Genomic DNA, 20,659 nt, shown 5'->3' on the forward strand with positions numbered 1-20,659 from the left:
GCTTATTAGTTCAATATTACTGTAAACGATGGCTTTCTATTTCCAAGACCTGCATTCACAGCTGTTCCTTGGTAGTTCAAGCGTTTTACATCATCTACCTCAACCAAAATCTGGTCTCCTTTTTTAGCTCTTTGTGCAAATCTAGCTAGGTTTACACTAGGACCGTTAAATTCAAATCTGTCTACTAACTGACCACCTTGAACTAACATGGCAGTACCACTGGTAACCATGTAACGTGCTTCATTAGGCAATGCAGATTTAAATCCTTCATCTGCTATCGCTTGCAAATCCATTGTTCTGATTGCGGCAGCAGATACGCCCTTAGCTGGCTCATAAGGTCTACCATTTACTAACGCTACAACTTCTGGTTTCGGTATCGGTTTCACATTGAAAGTTTCTGTTCCGATGGCGTTTCCAGCACTGCTTACACTTAGTTTAACCTGAGCAGAGTTAGGTATAACAGTCACTACTCCTTTTTTAGCACCTTTGATGGCTGTACCACCAGAAGCGTTGAAGCTTGGATCATAAGTAACTCCTAAAGCAGGTACCTGAATGTTCAGTTCGTTTGCAGCACCGAGGTAAAGTGCCTGAACAGCAGCAGATTGTACTTGAATAACTGGCTTAGCAACAATATACTCTTCTGTTACTTCATAAGTAGTATCTCTTCCGTTTTGCTTTAGCACAATTTGTCCTTTCCAGGTCTGCTTCGAGTTTCCGTCTGCATCATAATTAGAAGCAGCAGCAGTAAACTCAATCTGACCGCGACCGTTTTCTACTCTAATTGGCTTACCTTGGTAGTACATCTTAGGATTGATGCTTGCAGAAGAAGCAGCAATCATTAAATCAGCTTTGTACTTTGTACCTGCAGCTACCACCTTAGATTCAGCACGAGCCATTGCAAACAAATCTTCTGTTGTGAAAGCAACATCAGCTCCCATTTCCTGGGCTAGTCTTTGAAGCGTAGTGGCTTCATACTTCAGAACTTCCGATTCCTTTTGAGAAAGTACAGCCAGTGCCGCAACAAGAGGTGTATCCTCAAAATTCAGAACTGCAAAATCCTTGTTCTTTTGGTTTGGATCATTCTTAGCAACTGGGTCTTCGCTTCCGCTCAATGCTATACTAGGAGGTACAGACTCGCTATACTGTCTCAAAAACTTAGTGTATGCATCGAGCTTGTTTTTCAACTCATAGGCTTCACCATTCTTGCCTCCACCAATCATGGTAGATGCTACTATATCATTCCCTTCAGGATTAGTATAGTTACCTGTTTCAGGATCCGTGCCACCAGATTTCTCAACCAGGCTTGCTCTTAAATTCTGGATATACTCTACTATATCTTTGGTCTGCTCGCGTACTTCCTCAGCTTTTGTAAGTGCTTGCAGATCCTTAGGTTTTGGAGTGCCTCCTTCTTTTTTTATTCCTTCGATGGTTTGAACCATACCACCGAGTATGCCAGCGTTCTCTGTTTTTGATTTCGAGTTTGCTTCCTGTAAACTGGAATCTAGGAACTGAAATTTCAACAGGATTGCTGAGCTCACGTTTAGGGCCAGAAGTGCGGTAAGTACTAAGTACATCATACCGATCATCTTCTGCCGTGGTGTCTCTTTTCCTCCAGCCATTGTCTACTATTTATTAACGGGTATCTCTTGTTGATTTTGCTTATAAATTAGCTTTTCATAGCTGTTAACATGTTACCATACACTGTGTTTAGTGAGTGTAGGTTGCTTGTTAACTGTGCTACTTCCTGCTTAAATTGTTCAGTATCTTTGCTGGCATCTGTCAAGTTTTCCATTGCCATGCTTAGATTACCGTAGAACTTGTTCATTGCCTTTAAATGACTATTGGCATCCTGAAGTTCCATTTCATAAACTGCATTAAGTGCACCAAGATTTCTTGTCATGTTCTGAATTTGACCATGATACTCTTTTGCATCAACTGTAGAACCTGCCATTTGAGCCAAAGCTTCAGCTGTAGTAGCATATGCTTTGTTCATTTGATCTAATTGGCTTGTAGCAGACTTTACTCTTACAGTGTAATCTTGTGTTGCTACTGTAGCTTGGGCTAAATCTGTCATTTGAGCTGTTGTTTCGCTCAATCTGTTTAATCCAAGCCCTAAAGAATTGATTGTGTCTGGCGTAATGTCAGCGCTACGTAGCATATCGTCTAGTTTACCCGCAACAGAAGGACCATTAGAAGCAACAGGAGTTGCAGGCACAAGGCCTTCACCTGCGTAATCATCAGCTAACTGAGGATATACTCTTGCCCAATCTGGGTCTTTATGTACTGGTTGGAAAGCACTCAAAGCAAAGATTGCTGCTTCTACACTCAGACCAACGATAAGCATTAGGTTTGCACCTTCCCAGTGCATGATTTTAAATAATGCTCCTACAATAACGACAGCTGCACCAAGTCCATATACTTTGGGCATCAATACGTCGTTTAAGAAACTGCCTTTAGCTTTACTCATTTTGATTTAAAAATTAATTGTGAACGATTAGGTAATAGTAGTTTGTAATTAGGTCCTTAATTCTAAAACTCTCTTCCAGAAGATCTTCCTAAGTAGATCATGGCATTTCTGAAGCCAATATAAGAAGTAGCAGTATCCTGATGCTCGAAGTTTCTTGTACCTGTTTCCAGGAAGTAGGCGATATCTTTCCAAGAGCCACCTCTCACTACCTTTCTAACTTCCTGCCCAGTTGGGTCGCGGTACACTGGGTTCAAGTCCCATGTAATAGCTAACGTAGCATCAGAGTAATCATCATCACACCATTCCGCAACGTTTCCAGACATATCGTACAGGCCGAAGTCGTTAGGGAAGAATTGTGCTACTGGTGCAGTGTAAGTGAAGCCATCGCTATAGTAATCTCCACGTCCTGGTTTGAAGTTTGCCAGCAAGCATCCTTTAGCGTTGCGCAGGTACGGTCCACCCCAAGGATAAACAGCCATGTCGCGGCCACCTCTGGCAGCATACTCCCACTCAGCTTCTGAAGGCAAACGGTACTTTGGAACTGGAGCAACACCCATTTCAGTATTTGCCTCGTTTTTATACCTTGTACGCCAGTCGCTAAATCTCTGCGCTGCTTTCCAGTCTACTCCTACCACAGGATAATCATCAAACGCTGGGTGCGTAAAATAATACTCCATCAGAGGGTCGCCCATGTGGTAAGTATAGTCTTTTACCCAAACAGCAGTATCTGGGTATATACCCAGAGCATACATATCGTTGATGGTATAGCTTCCTGAATCCTGTGTCCATTCAATGAACTGACGGTATTCGTTATTGGTAATTTCTGTTTCATCCATGTAGAAACCACCGATTGTTACTTGCTTATTAAGGTTGGCCATAGTAGCCGCAATATCCTCATCAGCTTGTCCCATATGGAAGGTACCGCCTGGGCATGCAACCATGCCGTAAGGAATTTCCTGAGGGTCATACTCTGGACGATCTTGCGCTCCAATTAGTTCCCCTTCTGTACTTCCTCTTAGCCCACACCCTGCTAGTAGTACCACCGCAATGGCAAATGAAGACAGCTTGAATAAATTCTTCATGATGACTCTTAAAAAGGTAAATTTTTCTTGTATAGTTCTTTGCACGTTACTAGTCGATAGCAAATATATATGATTTGTCAACAAATATAAAACAATTATTTGGTGCAATTATTTTTTATTTTTGAACGACGCAACTGGTTGAATATTATGCAGCTACTTTAAATAAGTACAACTAATTTTAAACGAAGCCTAAGGCGGCACAACAATTCTTTTTTTGCACTTTTTTGTTTCAATAATTACTTTTCAAAGTAGTAGCGGGGGGTTCTAATAGCAGGGCGGAATCGCACTACTGGCTCTGGTAACCTGTACGAAACCATTACCTCATGAGAGGATGGCGCTTTTGCTTCTCTGTAAAATGTAGTGAAATCGAAAGCATACCCTACACGCAGCGCATTGTCCTGAAAAAGAGACAACCCAACCAGCGCACTAACAGCTTCTTGATGGCGATAATTCAATCCGCCCCAATATTTTTCAGCTACTGTTATTCTAGCTCCTGCGTCAAAAGAAAAGGTTTCTGTGTCGTGTTTTAGCAATACCGTTGGCGTTAGCACCAACTGATCTGTTAGCGGCAGGTGATATCCTGCTGTGGCATATATGTGGTTTTCACCAAACATTCTACCTGTAGAAGTATTCGTAGAATCTGCAAATTCATACTGTGCGTTTAGGAGGTTTGTAACTCCACCACCAGCATAAAAAGTTTCTGACTCATACCACCAGCCTGCTCCCAAATCGAATTTAGTATCGGAGCTGTTGTACGGTATATGATAATCGTTTGGGTCGTTGTACCTATAATTCCCCTTCTTGATATTATTTATATTTCCTTGAAGTCCTATTCCCAGCTTACCCTCTCCAATTGTAAGATGAAAGGAATAAGAAAGGGCCGCAGTCATAAAAGTTGTATTACCAATTTTGTCCTGCATCAGGTTTACTCCAACGCCTCCTTTCAAAAAGCGAACAGGTGTATGTGCTGAAAGCAATAGCGTTTGCGGAGCCCCTCCATCATCAAATGAGGCGTCGTATCCCAACCACTGATTTCGATATATAGATAATACTTCTGGCCTGTTTGTGATGCCAGCATAAGCGGGGCTGATAAATAGCCCGTTAAAACCATAATGGGTAAACTGTGGCTGCTGCTGCGCCCATGCAGCCACATGGCATAGTAGTAGCAGCAAAACTACAGGCAAAAGCTTTTTCATAGGCTACGAGAGAAGGCGAAGTACTGAAATCAGTAACGGTAAAGCGCTTCAACCAAATATAGTTATTAAACACTAAAACGCAAAAGCAAGTATATTTTAATTTATATACTCTTGCTTTTGCGTTTTAAATAGTATGTAATTAGCCCGCAAAGGTTACGGAGCCACTATTATTTTTTTGAATCTTGCTGCTGATTCTGTATATACACCTCTATGGCACCCGTCATGGAAGGAGCATTTGGCATAGGAGCCTCAATATCCAACTCTAACCCTGCATCGCGCACGGCCTTAGCAGTTGTAGGTCCGAAAGCAGCCAACCTAGTGTTATTTTGCCTAAAGTTCGGGAAGTTCATAAACAGCGATGTAATACCCGACGGACTGAAGAACGCAATACAATCGTATGTAACTTCGTCCAAATCAGACAAGTCGGCAGCCACTGTTTTATAAATTACCGCCTCGGTGTGCTTTATCTTGTTTGCTGCAAGAAACTCAGGTATATCTTCTTTTCTAATATTAGAGCACGGGAACAAGAACTTCTCGTTCTTATGTTTTTTGATAACCTCAAAAAGATCTTTTGCCGTTTTCTCACCTACAAACAGCTTACGCTTACGAAGCACGATGTACTTCTGCAGGTAATATGCCGTTTGGTCAGAAATACAGAAGTACTTCATATCTGCTGGCATTTCTATTTTGCTTTCCTGGCAGATTCTAAAGAAGTGATCGACTGCATTACGGCTGGTGAATATAATAGCTGTATGGGCAAGGATGTCTACTTTATCTTTCCTGAACTCCTTGAAAGGCACAGGCTCAACTTCAATAAAAGCTCTAAAGTCTACCTTTATCCCATACTTGTCTGCAATAGTCAAATACGGAGAATTATCTGTAGTAGGCTGTGGTTGCGTTACAAGAATAGTCTTGATCGGAAGATTATGTCGTTCTGGATTAGCCCAAGGCTTTTCGTTGCTTTCAGCCATATTGTAGAGGTTACGGTTTTATTATTTATCCCCTGCGGCAACAAGCTAAATTGGGTTTTTAAAAGCTAAACACAATCAACTTTAGCATTATTGCCAGCGGAATCACTTCTGTGGCGCAAAGGTATGAAAATAAATGCAAATTTAGTACAGGCAATTTCTTATTTACAGTCAGAAACACCCTCAGCGTCGTGATACCCAGCAATAACAAAACTGCAAAGTTTGAAATCAGCAGCACCGTGTCTGGCATCGTTTGGTTCAAACCAAGGTACAAGAGCATAACAACAGGCAGAAACATACCCAGAAAAAGTATGGTTCTGACAAACTCACTGTATTGCAACGGCACCAAGTTATCGAACCCAAAAATATACCCCATTACTTTCAGGAAAAGGTACTTTAGGAGGATAAACACAAATATCAACAAGGTGTAGAAGACAATTTTGGTTGTGATGTCTGCTTCCGAAACAGGAAATAGCCTGTTAAAAAGAAATAGGTGCTGCACATTTGTATGTATGGCGGCAATAAGCAATGCGAACGAGAGCGAAAAGGCTACTACAAAAAGAACACTAGACCAGCTACTGATTGGCCTTGCAAAAAAACCTTCTTCCAGAGAACCTCTTCGGAAAAAGGAACTGAAACTATACAAGCTACTAAAGTCGGAGGTAAAGCTAGTTTTTAACCCTCCGTACATGAGCCCTAGCAACAACACAAACAGGATAAAAGCATTCTGGTTTACAAAATCTCTGGCTCTTACTGAAAAGGGCAGTTTATTATGAAGCTCTTGCGGCCCCTGTCCCGGTGTTTTGTTTTTGATAGTTGAAATATTGGGTTGGCTTACTGGGTGCCATGCCGTGAGCAGGTATTTGCCATCCACTGGCTCAACTTTCGTGCTAAAGCTTTTAATGTCTACAGTATAATTAGCAGCAGAGTCTGCCCTAAAGATCAACCTGTTATTCAGAAAAAGGCACAATTCTTTTCTACCAATAAAGCTTATCGCAAACGGTTGCGATGCATCTATCGAAAGCCATTGGTGCACAGCATTATACTCGCCGTGCATATTGGATACAAAGGGTACCAGTTCACCTGTCTCCGAATCCAGTACCAGCCAGTCGGCTGTAATGGTGTTTCGTTGCTCTAAGGGCAGCAGCATTTGCCCTTGTGCTTGTGTAAGCAGCACAAAGAAGGCAAAAAAAGCAAAAAGAAACGGCTTATCTAACTTGTGTAACACGCTGCACAGTACGGGATTTATAAACTCCTAAAACTACACTTAATACTATCGAAAACAACAAGAGCACAAGCATCAAATTCAGATTTCCCCAATCGCTAAAGCTTACAACAAAAAAGATAACCAGAAGATTTATGAAAGCCAGTGTGAGCACTGTTGAGATTTGGCTTAGCCCCATAGCGAGCAAGCGGTGGTGAATATGATTCTTATCTGGTATGAAAGGGGAGTTGCCTTTTAGAATACGAATAAGAAAAACACGAATAGTATCGAAAAGCGGCACAAACAAGACGCCTAAAGCAACGGATGGCGCAGCTACCACCACCTGCATCTCTATAAACTGAATGGCCATTACAGACACAATAAAGCCACAGAGAAGCGAACCTGTATCACCCATAAAAATAATGGCCTTATGAAAATTATAGCGCAGAAAGCCTACAACGCCACCAACAAGGCAAAAAGCTACTGTTGCATAGTTGCCGTAAGCAATGCCTCCATACAGAAAAAAATAGACTCCAAAAGTACAGGATATGATGAGCACCATCGAACCAGCCAACCCATCCAATCCATCAATCAGGTTAATAGCATTCGTGATACCCACAATCACCAAGAAGGTAAAGGCGTAGCTTAAACCTATTGGCAGTTCATTAATACCGAATATACCTTGGAAACTCGTGATGCGAATATCGGCCATAAACATAACTATACCTGTAGCTAGAAGCTGCACTGCAAATTTCTTTAAGGCTGATATAGTAATAAGATCATCTTTAAGACCAATAAAGAACAGCACAACACAACCAGCCAGCAACTGCTGCACACCATTACCAAGGTCTGTGAAAATAGTAAGCGCTGAAATAAAGCCTGCAAACACAGCTACTCCGCCAAGCCTGGGCGTAAGGGTTTCGTGCACGGTTCGCAGATTGGGCTGATCTAGTATCTTTTTAAGATGAGCAACCCTTACAATGGAGGGAACCGCAAATATTGCCAGCAAAAAAGCCCAGCTGGATGATAGTATAAGGGTTAAAATTTTCTGATCCATAACTCGAACTGCACAACAAAGAAATACATTTTTTTTGTACTTCTAAATTTTCTTCAACACAGGCTTCTCAGGCACTTACACTAATCTCCACCGAAAGAGGCTTTTAGAAGACATATAAGTTATTATGATACAAGAAGGTTTATAGTAGCTATAGTGCCACAACGTAGTTTTACAATAAGCTTACCTATGTAACACGCCTTTCATGCCCAACACGCTTATCTCAATCAGGTTTTCCTCTGCAATAGCACCTGGCACAAATATGAATTTCTTATCGTAAATCTGACTGCCAACGTAGTAGCTTACCCAATACTCGTTATTAATGTGGAATATAGCAGGATCTATAGGTTCTACCTGCACAAAGCTCTTAGCCTCCACTTCTTCAAACATATGACGCAGCACTGATGTTTTTACTTCATCCCCGTCTACAGTGCCATAGCCTTTCGAGGTAACAAAAACATTCTTTAGCGGAAAGGCATTACTATTGAGCAGGTACACATTCCAGACCTCTTCACCAAGTTCGCTTTCAGATTTTGCTATTCCTATAGCAACTCCTTCAACTAAGCCGAAATCAATATCTTTCTTCATGTATTGCTGTAACGTATTGTGGCATCAAATAATTTCGCCAGGTTCTTTACCAATTTTTCTTCTACTTCGGCAACAGGCACCTCTCGCCCCAACTCTTTCGCCAGTGAAGTAACCTGTTTATCAGAAATTCCGCAGGGTACTATGTTGTTAAAATAATCCAGATCGGTGTTAACGTTAAGGGCAAAGCCATGCATGGTTACCCATCGGCTACACTTGACCCCCATAGCACAAATTTTTCGCGGGTTGCGCTGCTCCTCGTGGTCAAGCCAAACACCTGTTAAACCCGCTATACGACCTGCTGTAATACCGTACTCCTGCAGTGTAAGGATTACCGCCTCCTCCAGGTAACGCAAGTATTTATGGATGTCGGTGAAAAAATTATCTAGGTCCAGTATAGGATAGCCTACCACTTGGCCAGGCCCATGGTAAGTAATATCGCCACCACGGTTTATCTTGTAAAAGGTAGCTCCTTTAGCTTTCAGCCCTTCTTCGTTTATAAGCAGGTTTTCTTCGTGGCCGCTCTTGCCAAGCGTATACACGTGTGGGTGCGAACACAGCAGCAGGTAGTTCTCCGTAACGGCTAACGTCTCTCCTGCCTGCTCTTTCTGTCGGTTTTCTGCTTTTACAGCCAGTATACCATCAAAAAGGCTTGCCTGGTAGTCCCACGCCTCCTGATAATCAATCAGGCCTAAGTTTCTAACTTCTATTTCTTTATTTTGCAGCACGATAGTATATTATACTTTTGCTTTAAGCTAACTCTAAGTGTAAGCCCTTGTTCTGGCGCACAATTAATTTTACCACAAAGATACTCTTACTGAACTCCATCCGCAAACTTACCACAGTATATAGCCTCATGCACAGGAGGACTTAACTGTACGTCCTGCCACCAAGTATCGTATCATCATCATCTGTGTGTTGTAATTGCCACGCCATTTCTTTAGCTAGTTACTTTATAAGATAGCTTTTCCGTATGCAAGAGTGTTAAGTGTAATAAAAAAGTGGCAGCACCAACAAACAAGCATATACAAACAGGACAAAGCGGAGAAGACATAGCTGTGTTGTTTCTACAACAGCAAGGATACTTTATTTTACAGCGAAACTACAGGCACAAGCGTGCAGAGGTAGACATTATTGCCCAGAAGGACAACTTGCTGGTTTTTGTGGAAGTGAAAACCAGAAGCACTGACAGGTACGGCTTTCCTGAAGAGGCAGTCAACTTTAAAAAAGAACAGCTGCTATTAACTGCCGCAGAGGAATTCATAGAGAACTCTAACTGGCTTCACGATATCCGCTTCGATATCATTTCTATTACCCTAGGCACAAAACCTACTGTGCATCATATAGAGGATGCCTTTCACTAATCTCCTGCTCTGCCTGCAACCGCCAACTTTCTCAACAAGAACAGCCGAAGCTAAGAGCAACTAGTTTTTGGCCTGCGAGCGGTTATCAAACTTATCTTTCTCATAGATAAGCCTGCCGAAGCGATCGTACTCTTTTATAAGAACTGGCGCTGCAGGGGCTTCATAGGCTGTTTCTGGGTACTGGTACTCAAAGTGGCGGCGACCGCGCTGATCATGATATTTAGTCCAGACACCAACCTTACGGCCTTTTTCATATTTACCTGCCCATTGTATCTCACCGTTCTCATAAAAACGATAATAGGTACCTTTCACTTCTCCGTACTCATACGGTATCACCTCTTTTATTTGCTTGCCTGCTCCATCATAATAAACCACTTCTGCATCGCGCTGAAATCCTTTATCATAATGAGTTTTGCCCACTAAAATACCGTTCTTATTGTATTGCTCCCAGCGCAGGTGCTTTGTGCCTACATAATAATAGCCTTCTTCTACCGTTTCGTCATCTACGGTTTTCTTATAAGGACCGTGCAAAACTTTATAGCGCTCCGGGTCTGCGGTAGTAGTGGTACGGTATATTTTGCGCTGCTTTGTATCATAATAGTACTTTTCGGGTGCGTAGGCATTGGGCTCTTCATGCTCCGCTAAGTAGCTAAAGGTTTCCAAAGCTTCTGTATTGCCACGGCCTTTCTTCATAAAGCCGCGTTTTACCTTATAGCCTAAGAAGTAGCGCTTGTTGCGCTTTTTCTTTCTCTTCTTTGTTTCTTCTTCCTTTCCATCATCCAAGGTCAAACTTGTTTCGGTAGATGGCTTAGCAGTATCGCCCGAAGCCAAAGCATCTTCAGGCTTGGCCCCGCTCTTTGCGCCCTCCTTTAGCTGAACTTGGTTAAGATTATAGTCGCTGTTCCATTTAGGCTGACTACAGCCCCCCAGCCACAACATACCTGTACCTGCCAGCAAATAAAATACAACCCGAAGCAAATGACTCATTTTATCAATTTTGAATAACTGAATTTTGAATAACTGAATGGCTCCACTTTACTTAGTGTGATCAATGCGCTAACGTTTGACTTTTATAAGACTTAACAGTGCAGCCGTTTAACTATCAGCATTCAACATATAAATTACAAACGTAAAGATGTTTACATTTCATATAACCACCAATACGATGTCGTAATTTGCCCCTATAACTATACCAAGAGGCTGTAAGTTTCATCTAAAAACAAAAGGCAGCGCCAAACAGCGCTGCCTTTACCAATAGGTTAAAATTTGTAAGGAATGTGTTATTCTTTGCCTAACAAGTCTACGCTGCGCTTTACAAAAGCTGTAAGCGCTGCACCAGAGAGCATGTTCTGAGAAAGCAATGCCAAGTCAAACGCCTGTCGGGCTACACTTTCTTTGCTATCTCCCTCTACTTTCAGAATGCGCTGGTTCAGGCTATGGTTTGCGTTTATAGTTACATTGTATGTATCTGGCATATCACCCATAAACATCATTCCGCCGCCACCTGAGCGGTTCATGTCTTTCATGCGGCGCATAAACTCTGGCAGAGTAATTATTACAGGGGCATCATCTGGCGACATAGGCGCTACCTCTACCTGCATGTGCTGGTTATTAATGGCCTGCTCGTAAACCTTTTTCAGGTCTTCCTTCTCTGTGTCGTTCAGTACACTTTCTTTTGTCTCGTCCTTCTCAATCAGCTTATCCACTGTGTCGGAGTCAACACGCTTTAGAGTGGTTTTCTCCAGCTTCTGCTCCAGCAAGCCTATAAAGTGGCTGTCGATCATGGTATCGAGCTTCAGCACGTCGTAGCCGCGGTTCTTAGCGGCCTCCACGTAAGCATACTGCTTTTCGGCATCTGTTGTATACAGTAGCACCTGCTGTTCATTTTTATCTACCTGGTTTGCCTGCACAAAAGCTTTATACTCGTCTAAAGTATAGAATTTGCCTTCAGTGCTTTGCAGCAGCACAAAATCCTTTGCTTTGTCATAGAACTTGTCATCGCTCAGCATACCATACTTCACGAACACACTGATATCTTCCCAACTCTTCTCAAAAGCAGGTCTGTCTTTCTTATAGATTTCGTTCAGCTTGTCTGCCACCTTCTTCGTGATGTAAGTATTGATCTTCTTCACATTAGAATCAGCCTGCAGGAACGAACGGCTCACGTTAAGCGGAATGTCTGGCGAGTCGATGATGCCGTGCAGCAGCATCAGGAACTCTGGCACCACGTCTTTTACCTCATCGGTAATAAACACCTGGCGAGAGTATAGCTGAATTTTGTTGCGCTGCAGCTCAAACTCGTTTTTGATTTTCGGGAAGTACAGAATACCTGTAAGGTTGAACGGGTAATCTACGTTCAGGTGAATCCAAAACAATGGCGGCTCTGAGAACGGATACAGTTCCTTATAGAACTCCTTATAGTCTTCGTCGGTAAGCTCAGAAGGCTGCTTGGCCCAAAGCGGTGTTGGATTGTTGATGACATCACCTTCGAACTCAATGGCAACTGGCAAGAACTTGCAATATTTTTCCAGAATGGTACGCAGGCGAGGCGCTTCCAAAAACTCATCAGAATCTTGTGCAACATGCAGTACCACATCTGTACCACGACCCTCTTTCTCTGCATCTAAAATGGCAAATTCTGTGCTACCATCGCAAGTCCATTTGGCAGGCTCTGTACCCTCCTGGTAAGACTTTGTAATAATATCCACATGCTCTGCCACCATAAAGGCGGAGTAGAAACCTAAACCGAACTGGCCAATGATCTCATTCTTGTCGGTAGTGTTTTCTTTGTAGCGCTCTACAAACTCTGTGGCACCCGAAAAAGCGATTTGGTTAATGTACTTTTTGATCTCTTCGGCCGTCATGCCTATGCCGTTATCGGAGATCGTAATTGTGCGGGCCTCTTTGTCAACCGCTACTTTTACTTTTAGCTCTCCCAGGTCGCCTGTATATTCGCCAATGGCAGACAAACGCTTAATTTTCTGAGTGGCATCTACAGCGTTACTTACTAGCTCACGTAAGAAAATCTCGTGGTCTGAGTAAAGGAACTTTTTGATGATCGGAAAAATATTCTCGGTGTGGATCGAAATATTACCTCTTTCTTCCATGTTTATATTTTAATTGTGGTTATCCAGAATTAATGTACTTCAGCAGCATTCAAATCCTGTTCCACAGCCGCTTCTTGTCCTTAAACAGTGACAGGTTGTCAGAAACAGACGCAACAGTCCTATATTTGAAGCATTGCCTTATAAATTATGGCATAGTTCTTAAGCTTCTGCAGGCTGTAAGCATATAAACTCTCTTCTGCAAGAGATTGCAAATGCAACAATGTGGAATTAATTTTATATTTTTAGTAGTTCCTATATCAGAAGGTGTCACGCATTGTAAAATATATCGCTCCGTTTCTGCTCTTGCTCTTTGTAAGAGTAATGATACCCGATGTGTTTTTGCTGCACCTGCACGAGCATGCGCACACTGATGATAAACTTACCCTAACTGACCATAAAAAGGCCCAGGTAAGCGAAAAGCATACGCACTGCCCTGTCGAGAACCTATTTGGCGCACCCTACCAGGGAAGTCTAACTGTTGTAAAACCACCTGCTGTAGCACACACAGCCATTTATAATGGTATTTATAAAGGTGACGCTCTTAGCACCTCTGTTTGTTACCTGCGCCTAAGAGGCCCTCCCTTGTCTTAATTCAGCACTTAAGCTACCTTTCGTTTTACAGATGCTTCTTTAAAGCATCTGCCGTTATTCTTTACAGCCCATACTGTTTTTAAACAACAGTAGTAGACGAGGCTTATTAGTTTATTTTAGAAACCATCTGTGTTGATAAGATCTTGTTCCAGGCAATTTTTTGCCTGCTGCTTCCTATTTTTTCTTGCTAGCCAAACCGTGTTTGCTCAGGACGCACCCGAAGCTCCTGCAGAGGAAGCGAAGCAGGACTGCGGTCTAACACTATCAGGAAAAGTGATAGACCATGAAACTCGTGAGCCGCTGGTAGGTGCCACTATTTTTATTGAAAAGCTCAACAGAGCCACTGTTACCGATGAGTACGGAAATTATCATTTCCACCATTTGTGCCAGGGCAACTATGCCTTGCACATAACCTATGTCGGTTACGCAGAAGAGTCTCTGGACCTACGCATGACTTCTTCTACGGTACGAGACATGCCTTTGCATCTTACTGCCAAGCAATTAGGAGCCGTGCAAATAGTCGGTAGCCATATTACAGAACAGTCGCAAGCTGTAAGTACTCTCCAAGGCCGTGAACTAGAGGAGACACGAGGCCTTTCTTTAGGGGAATCGTTGAAAAGGCTAACGGGAGTAAGCTCGATGCAAACAGGCCCAGGCATTTCTAAGCCTGTTATACACGGCCTGCACAGCAGCCGCATACTTATCCTGAACAACGGGGTGCGGCACGAGGCGCAACAATGGGGAGAGGAGCATGCGCCTGAAATTGACCAACTGAATGCCCAGGAAGTAAAAGTGATAAAAGGTGCTGCAGGTGTACGCTATGGCTCCGACGCTATCGGCGGTATTGTGGTTGTAAACCCTAAGCCTTTACCAGATTCTGCGGGTACTGCAGGCGAGGTACACCTTGTTGGCAGCACAAACAATCGCATGGGAACTGCATCGGCTATGATCGAAAGCAAACTCAGGCAGTTGCCACTCAGCTGGCGTTTACAGTCTTCTGTTAAAAAAGCTGGTAATGCCCGCACTCCCAACTATTACCTCGACAATACGGGCTTTGAGGAGCACAATATTTCAGCGGCTATCGCCTACAAAAAAGAAAGGTTTGGGAGCGAGCTGTACTATAGCAGATATGCTTCTAAAACTGGCGTGCTGTCTGCGGCTCATGTCGGCAACAAAGCTGATTTTGATAATGCTATGGCACGAGGCATACCTCTTAACGCAGAAGACGCCACTTTTTCTTATGATATTAACAGACCATACCAAGCTGTAACACACCAACTGCTTAAAGCCAGGGCATATTATAAAACAGGAGAAGCAGGAGAACTGCAGTTTACTTATGCGCTGCAGCAAAACATACGCGACGAGTACGATAAGCACGGCCCCCGCAATAACGAACGTGCCTTATTAGGCTTACCCGAACTGCACCTGGACTTGCAAACCCATACCACTGACCTTGTGTGGGAGCATCAGCCAATAGGTAGGTTTAAGGGCAGCTTTGGAGCTACGACCATCTGGCAAAACAACACGACGCAGGGCCGCTACTTTATCCCATTTTACAAAAACTTTACAGCGGGTGTTTTCGGTGAAGAAAGATGGCGCAAGAACAACCTGCAACTTGAGGCAGGCTTCCGCTACGACCACAAAGACCTTGACATCTCGAAGTGGGAGCAACAAGGGGTTTTCCGCACCTCTTATAGTTTTAACAATTTGTCTGGTAGCGTAGGAGCTTTGTATGATTTAGGCTATCACTTTATCCTGAGCGGCAATGTTAGTTATGCTTCCAGAGCGCCGCACCCTAACGAGCTTTTTGCGAATGGCATGCACCACGGCACGGGCACTTATGAGCTAGGAGACCCAAATCTGCAGTCTGAGAACGCCATTAACACGGTAGCAACTGTCAATTACCACTCCAACCTCCGCCTGAACGGTGAACTGAGCCTGTACCACAACGCCATCAACAATTACATTTATAGACAAGTAGATCCGCTACAACCTGTTGTTGTAACAGTTAGAGGAACTCTCATCAATGAAGCTTATACCCAGACGAACGCCCGTTTCTGGGGAGCCGACTTAAACCTGGAGTACAACCTGACAGATGCTCTCACCATCGAATTTAAAACAACTATTGTAAGGGCAAAAAACGAAACTACAAACGGCTACTTACCTAACATACCAGCCGACCGCACTGATAACTCTATACGCTACTCGTTCAACGACGCTGGCCGCCTGGCAAACAGTTACTTTTCTGTTGGTGGTTTGCTTGTAGCGGAACAGCATAGAGCCAACGTAGCAACAGAGCCTCTGCAGTTGCCTCCTGACGGTTACTTTTTGCTTCACGCAGAGGCTGGAACCAGAATTATGTTTGGCAATCAACCTGTAGACATAGGCATAACAGGTAGCAATCTTTTGAATACAGCGTATCGCGATTACCAAAACCGACTCCGTTATTATGCTGAAGAAGTGGGGCGCATGCTGTTATTCAGAGTAAAAGTGCCCCTTAATTTCATTTGAATGTAAGTACAGTATTATTATTAATTTTTATTTTTTAACGATTAAAACCATTACAATTATGAAAAAGCTATTTCGATCGTACCTTCCTGCACTTTTAATGGGCAGCCTTCTTTTTTCGACAGCATGTAAAGATGACGATGATCCAACTCCTCCAGTAGAGACAGAAATGATAACTACTGTACAGCTAAACCTGATGAACGAAGAGAAAGGTCTGAGCGCAGTTGCCTCCTGGAGAGATTTAGAGGGTGACGGAAACCCTGACACACAGGCTTTAACATTAAAGCCAAATGTTACTTACACAGGTACTATCACATTTTTGGATGAGAACAAAAACCCTGTTGAGAACATAACTGAGGAAATAGAGGAAGAGGCAGAAGACCACCAGGTGTTCTATTCCAGCACTGCTCCTGGCCTTACAATTACTGCAACTGACCAGGATGCCAACCAACGTCCTGTAGGTTTAGAGTACACGCTGGTAACTACCTCCGAAGGTTCAGGAAACATAAGAATTGTACTAAAGCACCAGCCTGGCACCAAAAACGGAAACATAAATACTGGCGACACAGATGTTGATGTAATTATACCTGTTACAGTAGCTCAATAAACAACCTTTTTAGTTTACATTTAAACAGGAAGAGCACCGCCAAAAGCGGTGCTCTTCCTGTTTAAATGTAACATTGTCTATTTTCAAAACTTCTGTGTATCCTGCAGCATATTTATTGTTTTCTCGATACGCCTTGCTCGTGTCTCTGGTCTTTTTGCCTCCAGCACTGCCGCCACATGTTCTTTTTTATGTGTAAAAGATAACTCATTGAAAAGATCAATTAGCCCAGCCTTACCTAATGCCTCCTGCAAATCTTTAGGGGGAGTTACTGTGCGTGCATCTCTGTCAACACCTGGCAAATCGACACCCATTTTAGAAGGCTTCTTTCGGTTTGCTTTATGCACAAACCGCAACGCCGACCAAGTATCGTCTACAGCAATTTGCCGCACGCCCTCATAGCCCAACTCTTTTATAGCTGCCCAACCCTCATCCCGTGTTAAATCAGATGTAACTTTAGAAGTCTTTTTGGGATATGCTATCCAAAGCATACCTTCTGCTCTTAAAGCTGCTGTAGCCAAAGGAGCAAAGTGCTCCAACTCTGCTTTTTGGTGCACAAATAACTGTACCACATCATACACACTTCCCTCTGTTATACTTTCACTCACTGTCGCATCGTAGCCCTCTGTTATTAACTTTAGCGCCACCTGCTCTGGTGCATTCAGCAGCAAAAGGCTTTGTGCTGGCTTTAGCTGCAGTTTCTTTCCTAGTTCTCCCATTTATAGTTCTCTGTTGTCTCTCCTACCTAATACGTCTAAATCATAATAAAGCGTTTTAGGCTCACGCCATCAACTCATATTTTGCTTATTTCAGCTCAACTCCTAAATTTAGGAACACATATATAGTTTATGACTGATCAACCCTCTGCTTCTCAAAAGCATTACCTCTTAAACGCCTCTGTCATTGTGGCTGCACTAGGTTACTTTGTCGACATTTACGACCTTGTACTTTTTAGCATTGTCCGCATACCTAGCCTACAATCGTTAGGCATAACCGATCAGGCTTCTTTACTGGAGGATGGGGTACTGCTCCTGAACATGCAGATGGCTGGCATGCTAATCGGTGGCATTGCCTGGGGTATTATCGGCGACAAACGCGGTAGGCTTTCTGTTCTCTTCGGCTCTATTTTCCTGTACTCTATCGCTAACATCATGAACGGGTTCGTGCAAGACCTGCACATGTATGCCCTTCTTCGCTTTATAGCAGGTGTTGGGTTAGCAGGTGAACTTGGTGCAGGTATAACGTTGGTGTCGGAGGTGCTGCCAAAAGAGAAAAGAGGTTACGGCACTATGGTTGTAGCCACCATTGGCATAACAGGCGCTATTTTGGCAGGCTTTGTTGGTGAGTATTTCGGCTGGCGCACAGCCTACTTTATCGGTGGGGGCCTAGGTATGCTCCTGCTGTTCCTGCGCATAGGAGTTTACGAATCTGGCATGTTCAAGCAACTGAAAGAAAAGAGTGTTACACGTGAAAATTTCATGAGCCTTTTCACAAATAGCGACCGCTTATGGCGATACCTGAAGTGCATTCTAATTGGCATCCCCATCTGGTATGTGGTAGGCGTGCTCATCACATTTTCTCCCGAGTTTGGCCTGGCCCTTAATGTTTCGGAAACAGTTTCGGCTGCAAAGGCTGTTTCGTTCTGTTACTTGGGCTTAGTGTTCGGTGACTTTGCCAGCGGATTCCTGAGTCAGCGTTTTAAGAGCAGGCGCAGCATTGTACTTTGGTTCATCGTGCTGACAGGTCTATTTATGGGAGTATACTTGTTAGGAAGCAGCTTCAGCATAAATCAGTTTTATAGTTTGTGTGTGGCCCTTGGCTTTGCCAGTGGCTATTGGGCAGTATTTGTAACAATTGCAGCAGAACAGTTCGGCACCAACATCAGGGCAACGGTTACTACCACCGTTCCTAACTTTGTACGTGGGGCTGTAGTACCTCTCACCATTGCCTTCACAACACTTAAAGACAGTATTGGGTTGTTACCTGGCGCTATACTTTTGGGAGTCCTTTCTCTTGCTGTAGCTATTGTTGCCATACTTTCTTTAGAAGAGACTTACGGCAAAGACCTTAACTACCTGGAGCAGGTGTAGCCTTGATATAATCCTAGACGGCATCAGGAGTCAAAAGCATCTTGGAACTGTTTAAGTAAGCATAACACAGGAAACATCAAACTCATAATATTTAAGTAATCACTCAATCACAACAACAAAATACAATTAATTCCAGTATACATACTTATAAAACACTCTAATGTATACTGCTTATGAATAAAATTTACACATCTAATTATTCCAATTTATACTTCTTGATTACTGGTTTGCTTCTGCTGATTTCTTCTTGCACACCTCGAGTGGAGGCAAACAAAGATCAATCACAAGAGGCTACTGCAGTAGTTTCACCTGCTGTAAAACCTGAACCAGTGGTTACAGTTCTCTCTATAGAGAAGCCTACGGAGGAAGTATATTTTGACCTGGTTGCCAACACATCAAACTGCCTCGGAGAAACTCTTTGGATAGGAGGAAAAGCCCAGTCTGGAGAAGAGGCTGTGTTGGACGACAAAGGAGTATTGAAACCAAACACTGTATTTGAGGTAAAAGAGCTGACTGCCACAGGCATAGAAACAAACAACAGCTACACCTTAGATAATGCAAAAGGCACTTTAAAAGCTGTTTACGACAAAAATGGCGTACTACAGATACAACTAGGGGATGGGCCTCTGCAGCTAATCCCTAGATCTGGCAATGCCCGAACTATAACTGTAGCACACCAAGCCATACCTGCTGATATGGGCTATGTAGGCCACTGGACCTGCAAATAACGAATCAATCTTGACAATCTATTCGTTTAAAGGGCCGCCTTCTACATACAAGATCAGGCGGCTCTTTTTTTCTACTTTCCAAAGCCACTTCAATACAAAGCGGTTTTTTAACAGCACTTTTATCCTGTTTAGCTGTTTATCTCGTACTTTTGGGTATGATTTTATACAACGTAACTGTCAATATAGAGCATAGTGTGGCTGATGAGTGGCTGGATTGGATGCAGGAAGTACATATACCTGCCGTAATGGGCACTGGCTACTTCATGAGCAACCAGATTTGTCGTCTCATTAATGAGATAGATAATGGCGGTACTACCTTTGCCGTTCAGTACCACTGCCGCAACATAGAAGACCTGGAGGAATACCAGCGAGAACATGCCCCTGAACTAGATGCAAAACATTTTAAGCGCTACGAAGGCAAACATGTCACCTTTAGCTCTATGCTGGAAATTGTTGCCAAAGACGTGGAACGAAAGAACCAGTAGCCTACCATGCAAACGGCCTGTGCTTGTAGGAAGCACAGGCCGTTCATATTTGAATCACTTTAAAGCTTACGCAATATAGCTTTGAAGCTGCTCTTCAGTCATGCGGCAGTTAAACCATTCACCGTCTAGGGTGGCTCCTATCTTTTTGTAGAAAGCAATTGCAGGCTCGTTCCACTCCAATACCTGCCAGGCAAAGCGTTTGGCTCCTACTTCTTTCGCTTCTTTAGCCACCGCGTTAAACAACATTCTACCAATGCCTGTTCTGCGTAAGCGCTCCGTTACAACCAAGTCTTCCAAGTAAGTAGTTTTACCTTTCCACGTGGAATAAGCAGTGTAATATAGAGCCAAGCCAACAATACCTTCATCTGAATCTGCTACAAAAAATTTAAATATCGGATTTTCGCCAAAGCCATCACGCAGCATGTCTTCCACAGTATTTGTTACCTCTTGGGGCGCACGCTCAAATATGGCCAATTCTTGCACCAACGCATGCACCTGCTCAATGTCTGCTTCAGTTCCTTTTCTTATAGTTATGATCATCTTTTTGAGTTAGAAAGCTATTTTAAGTTAGAAAGTTAAAAAATTAGAGAGTTGTGGTTCACAATGTATGATGTTTGCATTTTTGT

The 20,659-nt window shown here is 43.1% G+C and carries 20 protein-coding genes; 7 read left to right on the forward strand and 13 right to left on the reverse strand.

What is annotated here, in order from left to right:
• Positions 1-5: 5 nt before the first annotated feature.
• The 9 genes from porM to lipB form a co-directional block, all read right to left on the reverse strand.
• Positions 6-1,619 (reverse strand): type IX secretion system motor protein PorM/GldM, encoded by a 1,614-nt coding sequence (gene porM / locus LN893_RS16485; protein ID WP_229972003.1) that lies wholly within the window; start codon positions 1,617-1,619, stop codon positions 6-8.
• A gap of 47 nt (positions 1,620-1,666) precedes the next feature.
• Positions 1,667-2,467 (reverse strand): type IX secretion system motor protein PorL/GldL, encoded by an 801-nt coding sequence (gene porL, locus LN893_RS16490; RefSeq protein WP_229972005.1) that lies wholly within the window; start codon positions 2,465-2,467, stop codon positions 1,667-1,669.
• Between the two features lie 62 nt (positions 2,468-2,529).
• Positions 2,530-3,549, reverse strand: coding sequence for a T9SS ring complex lipoprotein PorK/GldK (gene porK / locus LN893_RS16495; protein ID WP_229972007.1), 1,020 nt, complete (start codon positions 3,547-3,549; stop codon positions 2,530-2,532).
• 236 nt (positions 3,550-3,785) lie between these two features.
• Positions 3,786-4,745: a PorP/SprF family type IX secretion system membrane protein gene (locus LN893_RS16500; RefSeq protein ID WP_229972008.1), complete on the reverse strand. Its 960-nt coding sequence runs from the start codon at positions 4,743-4,745 to the stop codon at positions 3,786-3,788.
• A gap of 167 nt (positions 4,746-4,912) precedes the next feature.
• Positions 4,913-5,716 carry a uroporphyrinogen-III synthase gene (locus LN893_RS16505; RefSeq protein ID WP_229972009.1) on the reverse strand — a complete coding sequence of 268 codons (804 nt, stop codon included), beginning with the start codon at positions 5,714-5,716 and terminating at the stop codon, positions 4,913-4,915.
• 58 nt (positions 5,717-5,774) lie between these two features.
• Entirely contained in the window at positions 5,775-6,941 is a 1,167-nt protein-coding gene (locus tag LN893_RS16510) for a DUF4271 domain-containing protein (protein WP_229972010.1), read from the reverse strand.
• Complete coding sequence (locus LN893_RS16515; RefSeq protein ID WP_229972011.1) at positions 6,922-7,974, reverse strand: MraY family glycosyltransferase; 1,053 nt, start codon at positions 7,972-7,974, stop codon at positions 6,922-6,924. Before LN893_RS16515 ends, LN893_RS16510 begins: the two co-directional genes overlap by 20 nt.
• A gap of 180 nt (positions 7,975-8,154) precedes the next feature.
• Positions 8,155-8,559, reverse strand: a complete 405-nt coding sequence (locus tag LN893_RS16520) for a hypothetical protein (RefSeq protein WP_229972012.1) — start codon at positions 8,557-8,559, stop codon at positions 8,155-8,157.
• Positions 8,556-9,287, reverse strand: coding sequence for a lipoyl(octanoyl) transferase LipB (gene lipB / locus LN893_RS16525; protein WP_229972036.1), 732 nt, complete (start codon positions 9,285-9,287; stop codon positions 8,556-8,558). The genes LN893_RS16520 and lipB overlap by 4 nt, the downstream gene beginning before the upstream one ends.
• Before the next feature lie 270 nt (positions 9,288-9,557).
• Between lipB and LN893_RS16530 the strand changes: the two genes are divergently transcribed.
• Positions 9,558-9,920 (forward strand): YraN family protein, encoded by a 363-nt coding sequence (locus tag LN893_RS16530; protein ID WP_229972013.1) that lies wholly within the window; start codon positions 9,558-9,560, stop codon positions 9,918-9,920.
• 60 nt (positions 9,921-9,980) lie between these two features.
• On the opposite strand, the gene LN893_RS16535 is transcribed toward LN893_RS16530, so the two are convergent.
• On the reverse strand, positions 9,981-10,907 hold the full coding sequence (locus LN893_RS16535) for a toxin-antitoxin system YwqK family antitoxin (RefSeq protein WP_229972015.1): 927 nt from the start codon (positions 10,905-10,907) through the stop codon (positions 9,981-9,983).
• 293 nt (positions 10,908-11,200) lie between these two features.
• Positions 11,201-13,027: a molecular chaperone HtpG gene (htpG, locus tag LN893_RS16540; protein WP_229972017.1), complete on the reverse strand. Its 1,827-nt coding sequence runs from the start codon at positions 13,025-13,027 to the stop codon at positions 11,201-11,203.
• Between the two features lie 264 nt (positions 13,028-13,291).
• On the opposite strand from htpG, the gene LN893_RS16545 reads away from it, so the two are divergent.
• The 3 genes from LN893_RS16545 (at position 13,292) to LN893_RS16555 (ending at position 16,733) form a co-directional block, all read left to right on the forward strand.
• Positions 13,292-13,618, forward strand: a complete 327-nt coding sequence (locus LN893_RS16545) for a hypothetical protein (RefSeq protein WP_229972020.1) — start codon at positions 13,292-13,294, stop codon at positions 13,616-13,618.
• 198 nt (positions 13,619-13,816) lie between these two features.
• Positions 13,817-16,129, forward strand: a complete 2,313-nt coding sequence (locus LN893_RS16550) for a TonB-dependent receptor (RefSeq protein ID WP_229972022.1) — start codon at positions 13,817-13,819, stop codon at positions 16,127-16,129.
• Between the two features lie 58 nt (positions 16,130-16,187).
• Positions 16,188-16,733, forward strand: coding sequence for a hypothetical protein (locus LN893_RS16555; RefSeq protein WP_229972024.1), 546 nt, complete (start codon positions 16,188-16,190; stop codon positions 16,731-16,733).
• An 83-nt stretch (positions 16,734-16,816) separates the two neighbouring features.
• On the opposite strand, the gene LN893_RS16560 is transcribed toward LN893_RS16555, so the two are convergent.
• Complete coding sequence (locus tag LN893_RS16560) at positions 16,817-17,449, reverse strand: YdeI/OmpD-associated family protein (protein ID WP_229972026.1); 633 nt, start codon at positions 17,447-17,449, stop codon at positions 16,817-16,819.
• Between the two features lie 129 nt (positions 17,450-17,578).
• Between LN893_RS16560 and LN893_RS16565 the strand changes: the two genes are divergently transcribed.
• The 3 genes from LN893_RS16565 to LN893_RS16575 all read left to right on the forward strand — a co-directional run bounded on the left by LN893_RS16565 (position 17,579) and on the right by LN893_RS16575 (position 20,033).
• Positions 17,579-18,820, forward strand: a complete 1,242-nt coding sequence (locus tag LN893_RS16565; protein WP_229972028.1) for an MFS transporter — start codon at positions 17,579-17,581, stop codon at positions 18,818-18,820.
• Between the two features lie 173 nt (positions 18,821-18,993).
• On the forward strand, positions 18,994-19,548 hold the full coding sequence (locus LN893_RS16570; protein ID WP_229972030.1) for a hypothetical protein: 555 nt from the start codon (positions 18,994-18,996) through the stop codon (positions 19,546-19,548).
• A gap of 155 nt (positions 19,549-19,703) precedes the next feature.
• A complete protein-coding gene (locus LN893_RS16575) occupies positions 19,704-20,033 on the forward strand; it encodes a DUF4286 family protein (RefSeq protein ID WP_229972032.1) in 330 nt (109 codons plus the stop codon).
• Between the two features lie 66 nt (positions 20,034-20,099).
• Here LN893_RS16575 and LN893_RS16580 read toward each other — a convergent pair whose 3' ends face one another.
• Complete coding sequence (locus LN893_RS16580) at positions 20,100-20,573, reverse strand: GNAT family N-acetyltransferase (RefSeq protein ID WP_229972034.1); 474 nt, start codon at positions 20,571-20,573, stop codon at positions 20,100-20,102.
• Positions 20,574-20,659: the final 86 nt, after the last annotated feature.

The organism is Pontibacter harenae, from assembly GCF_020907245.1.
Lineage (GTDB): Bacteria > Bacteroidota > Bacteroidia > Cytophagales > Hymenobacteraceae > Pontibacter > Pontibacter harenae.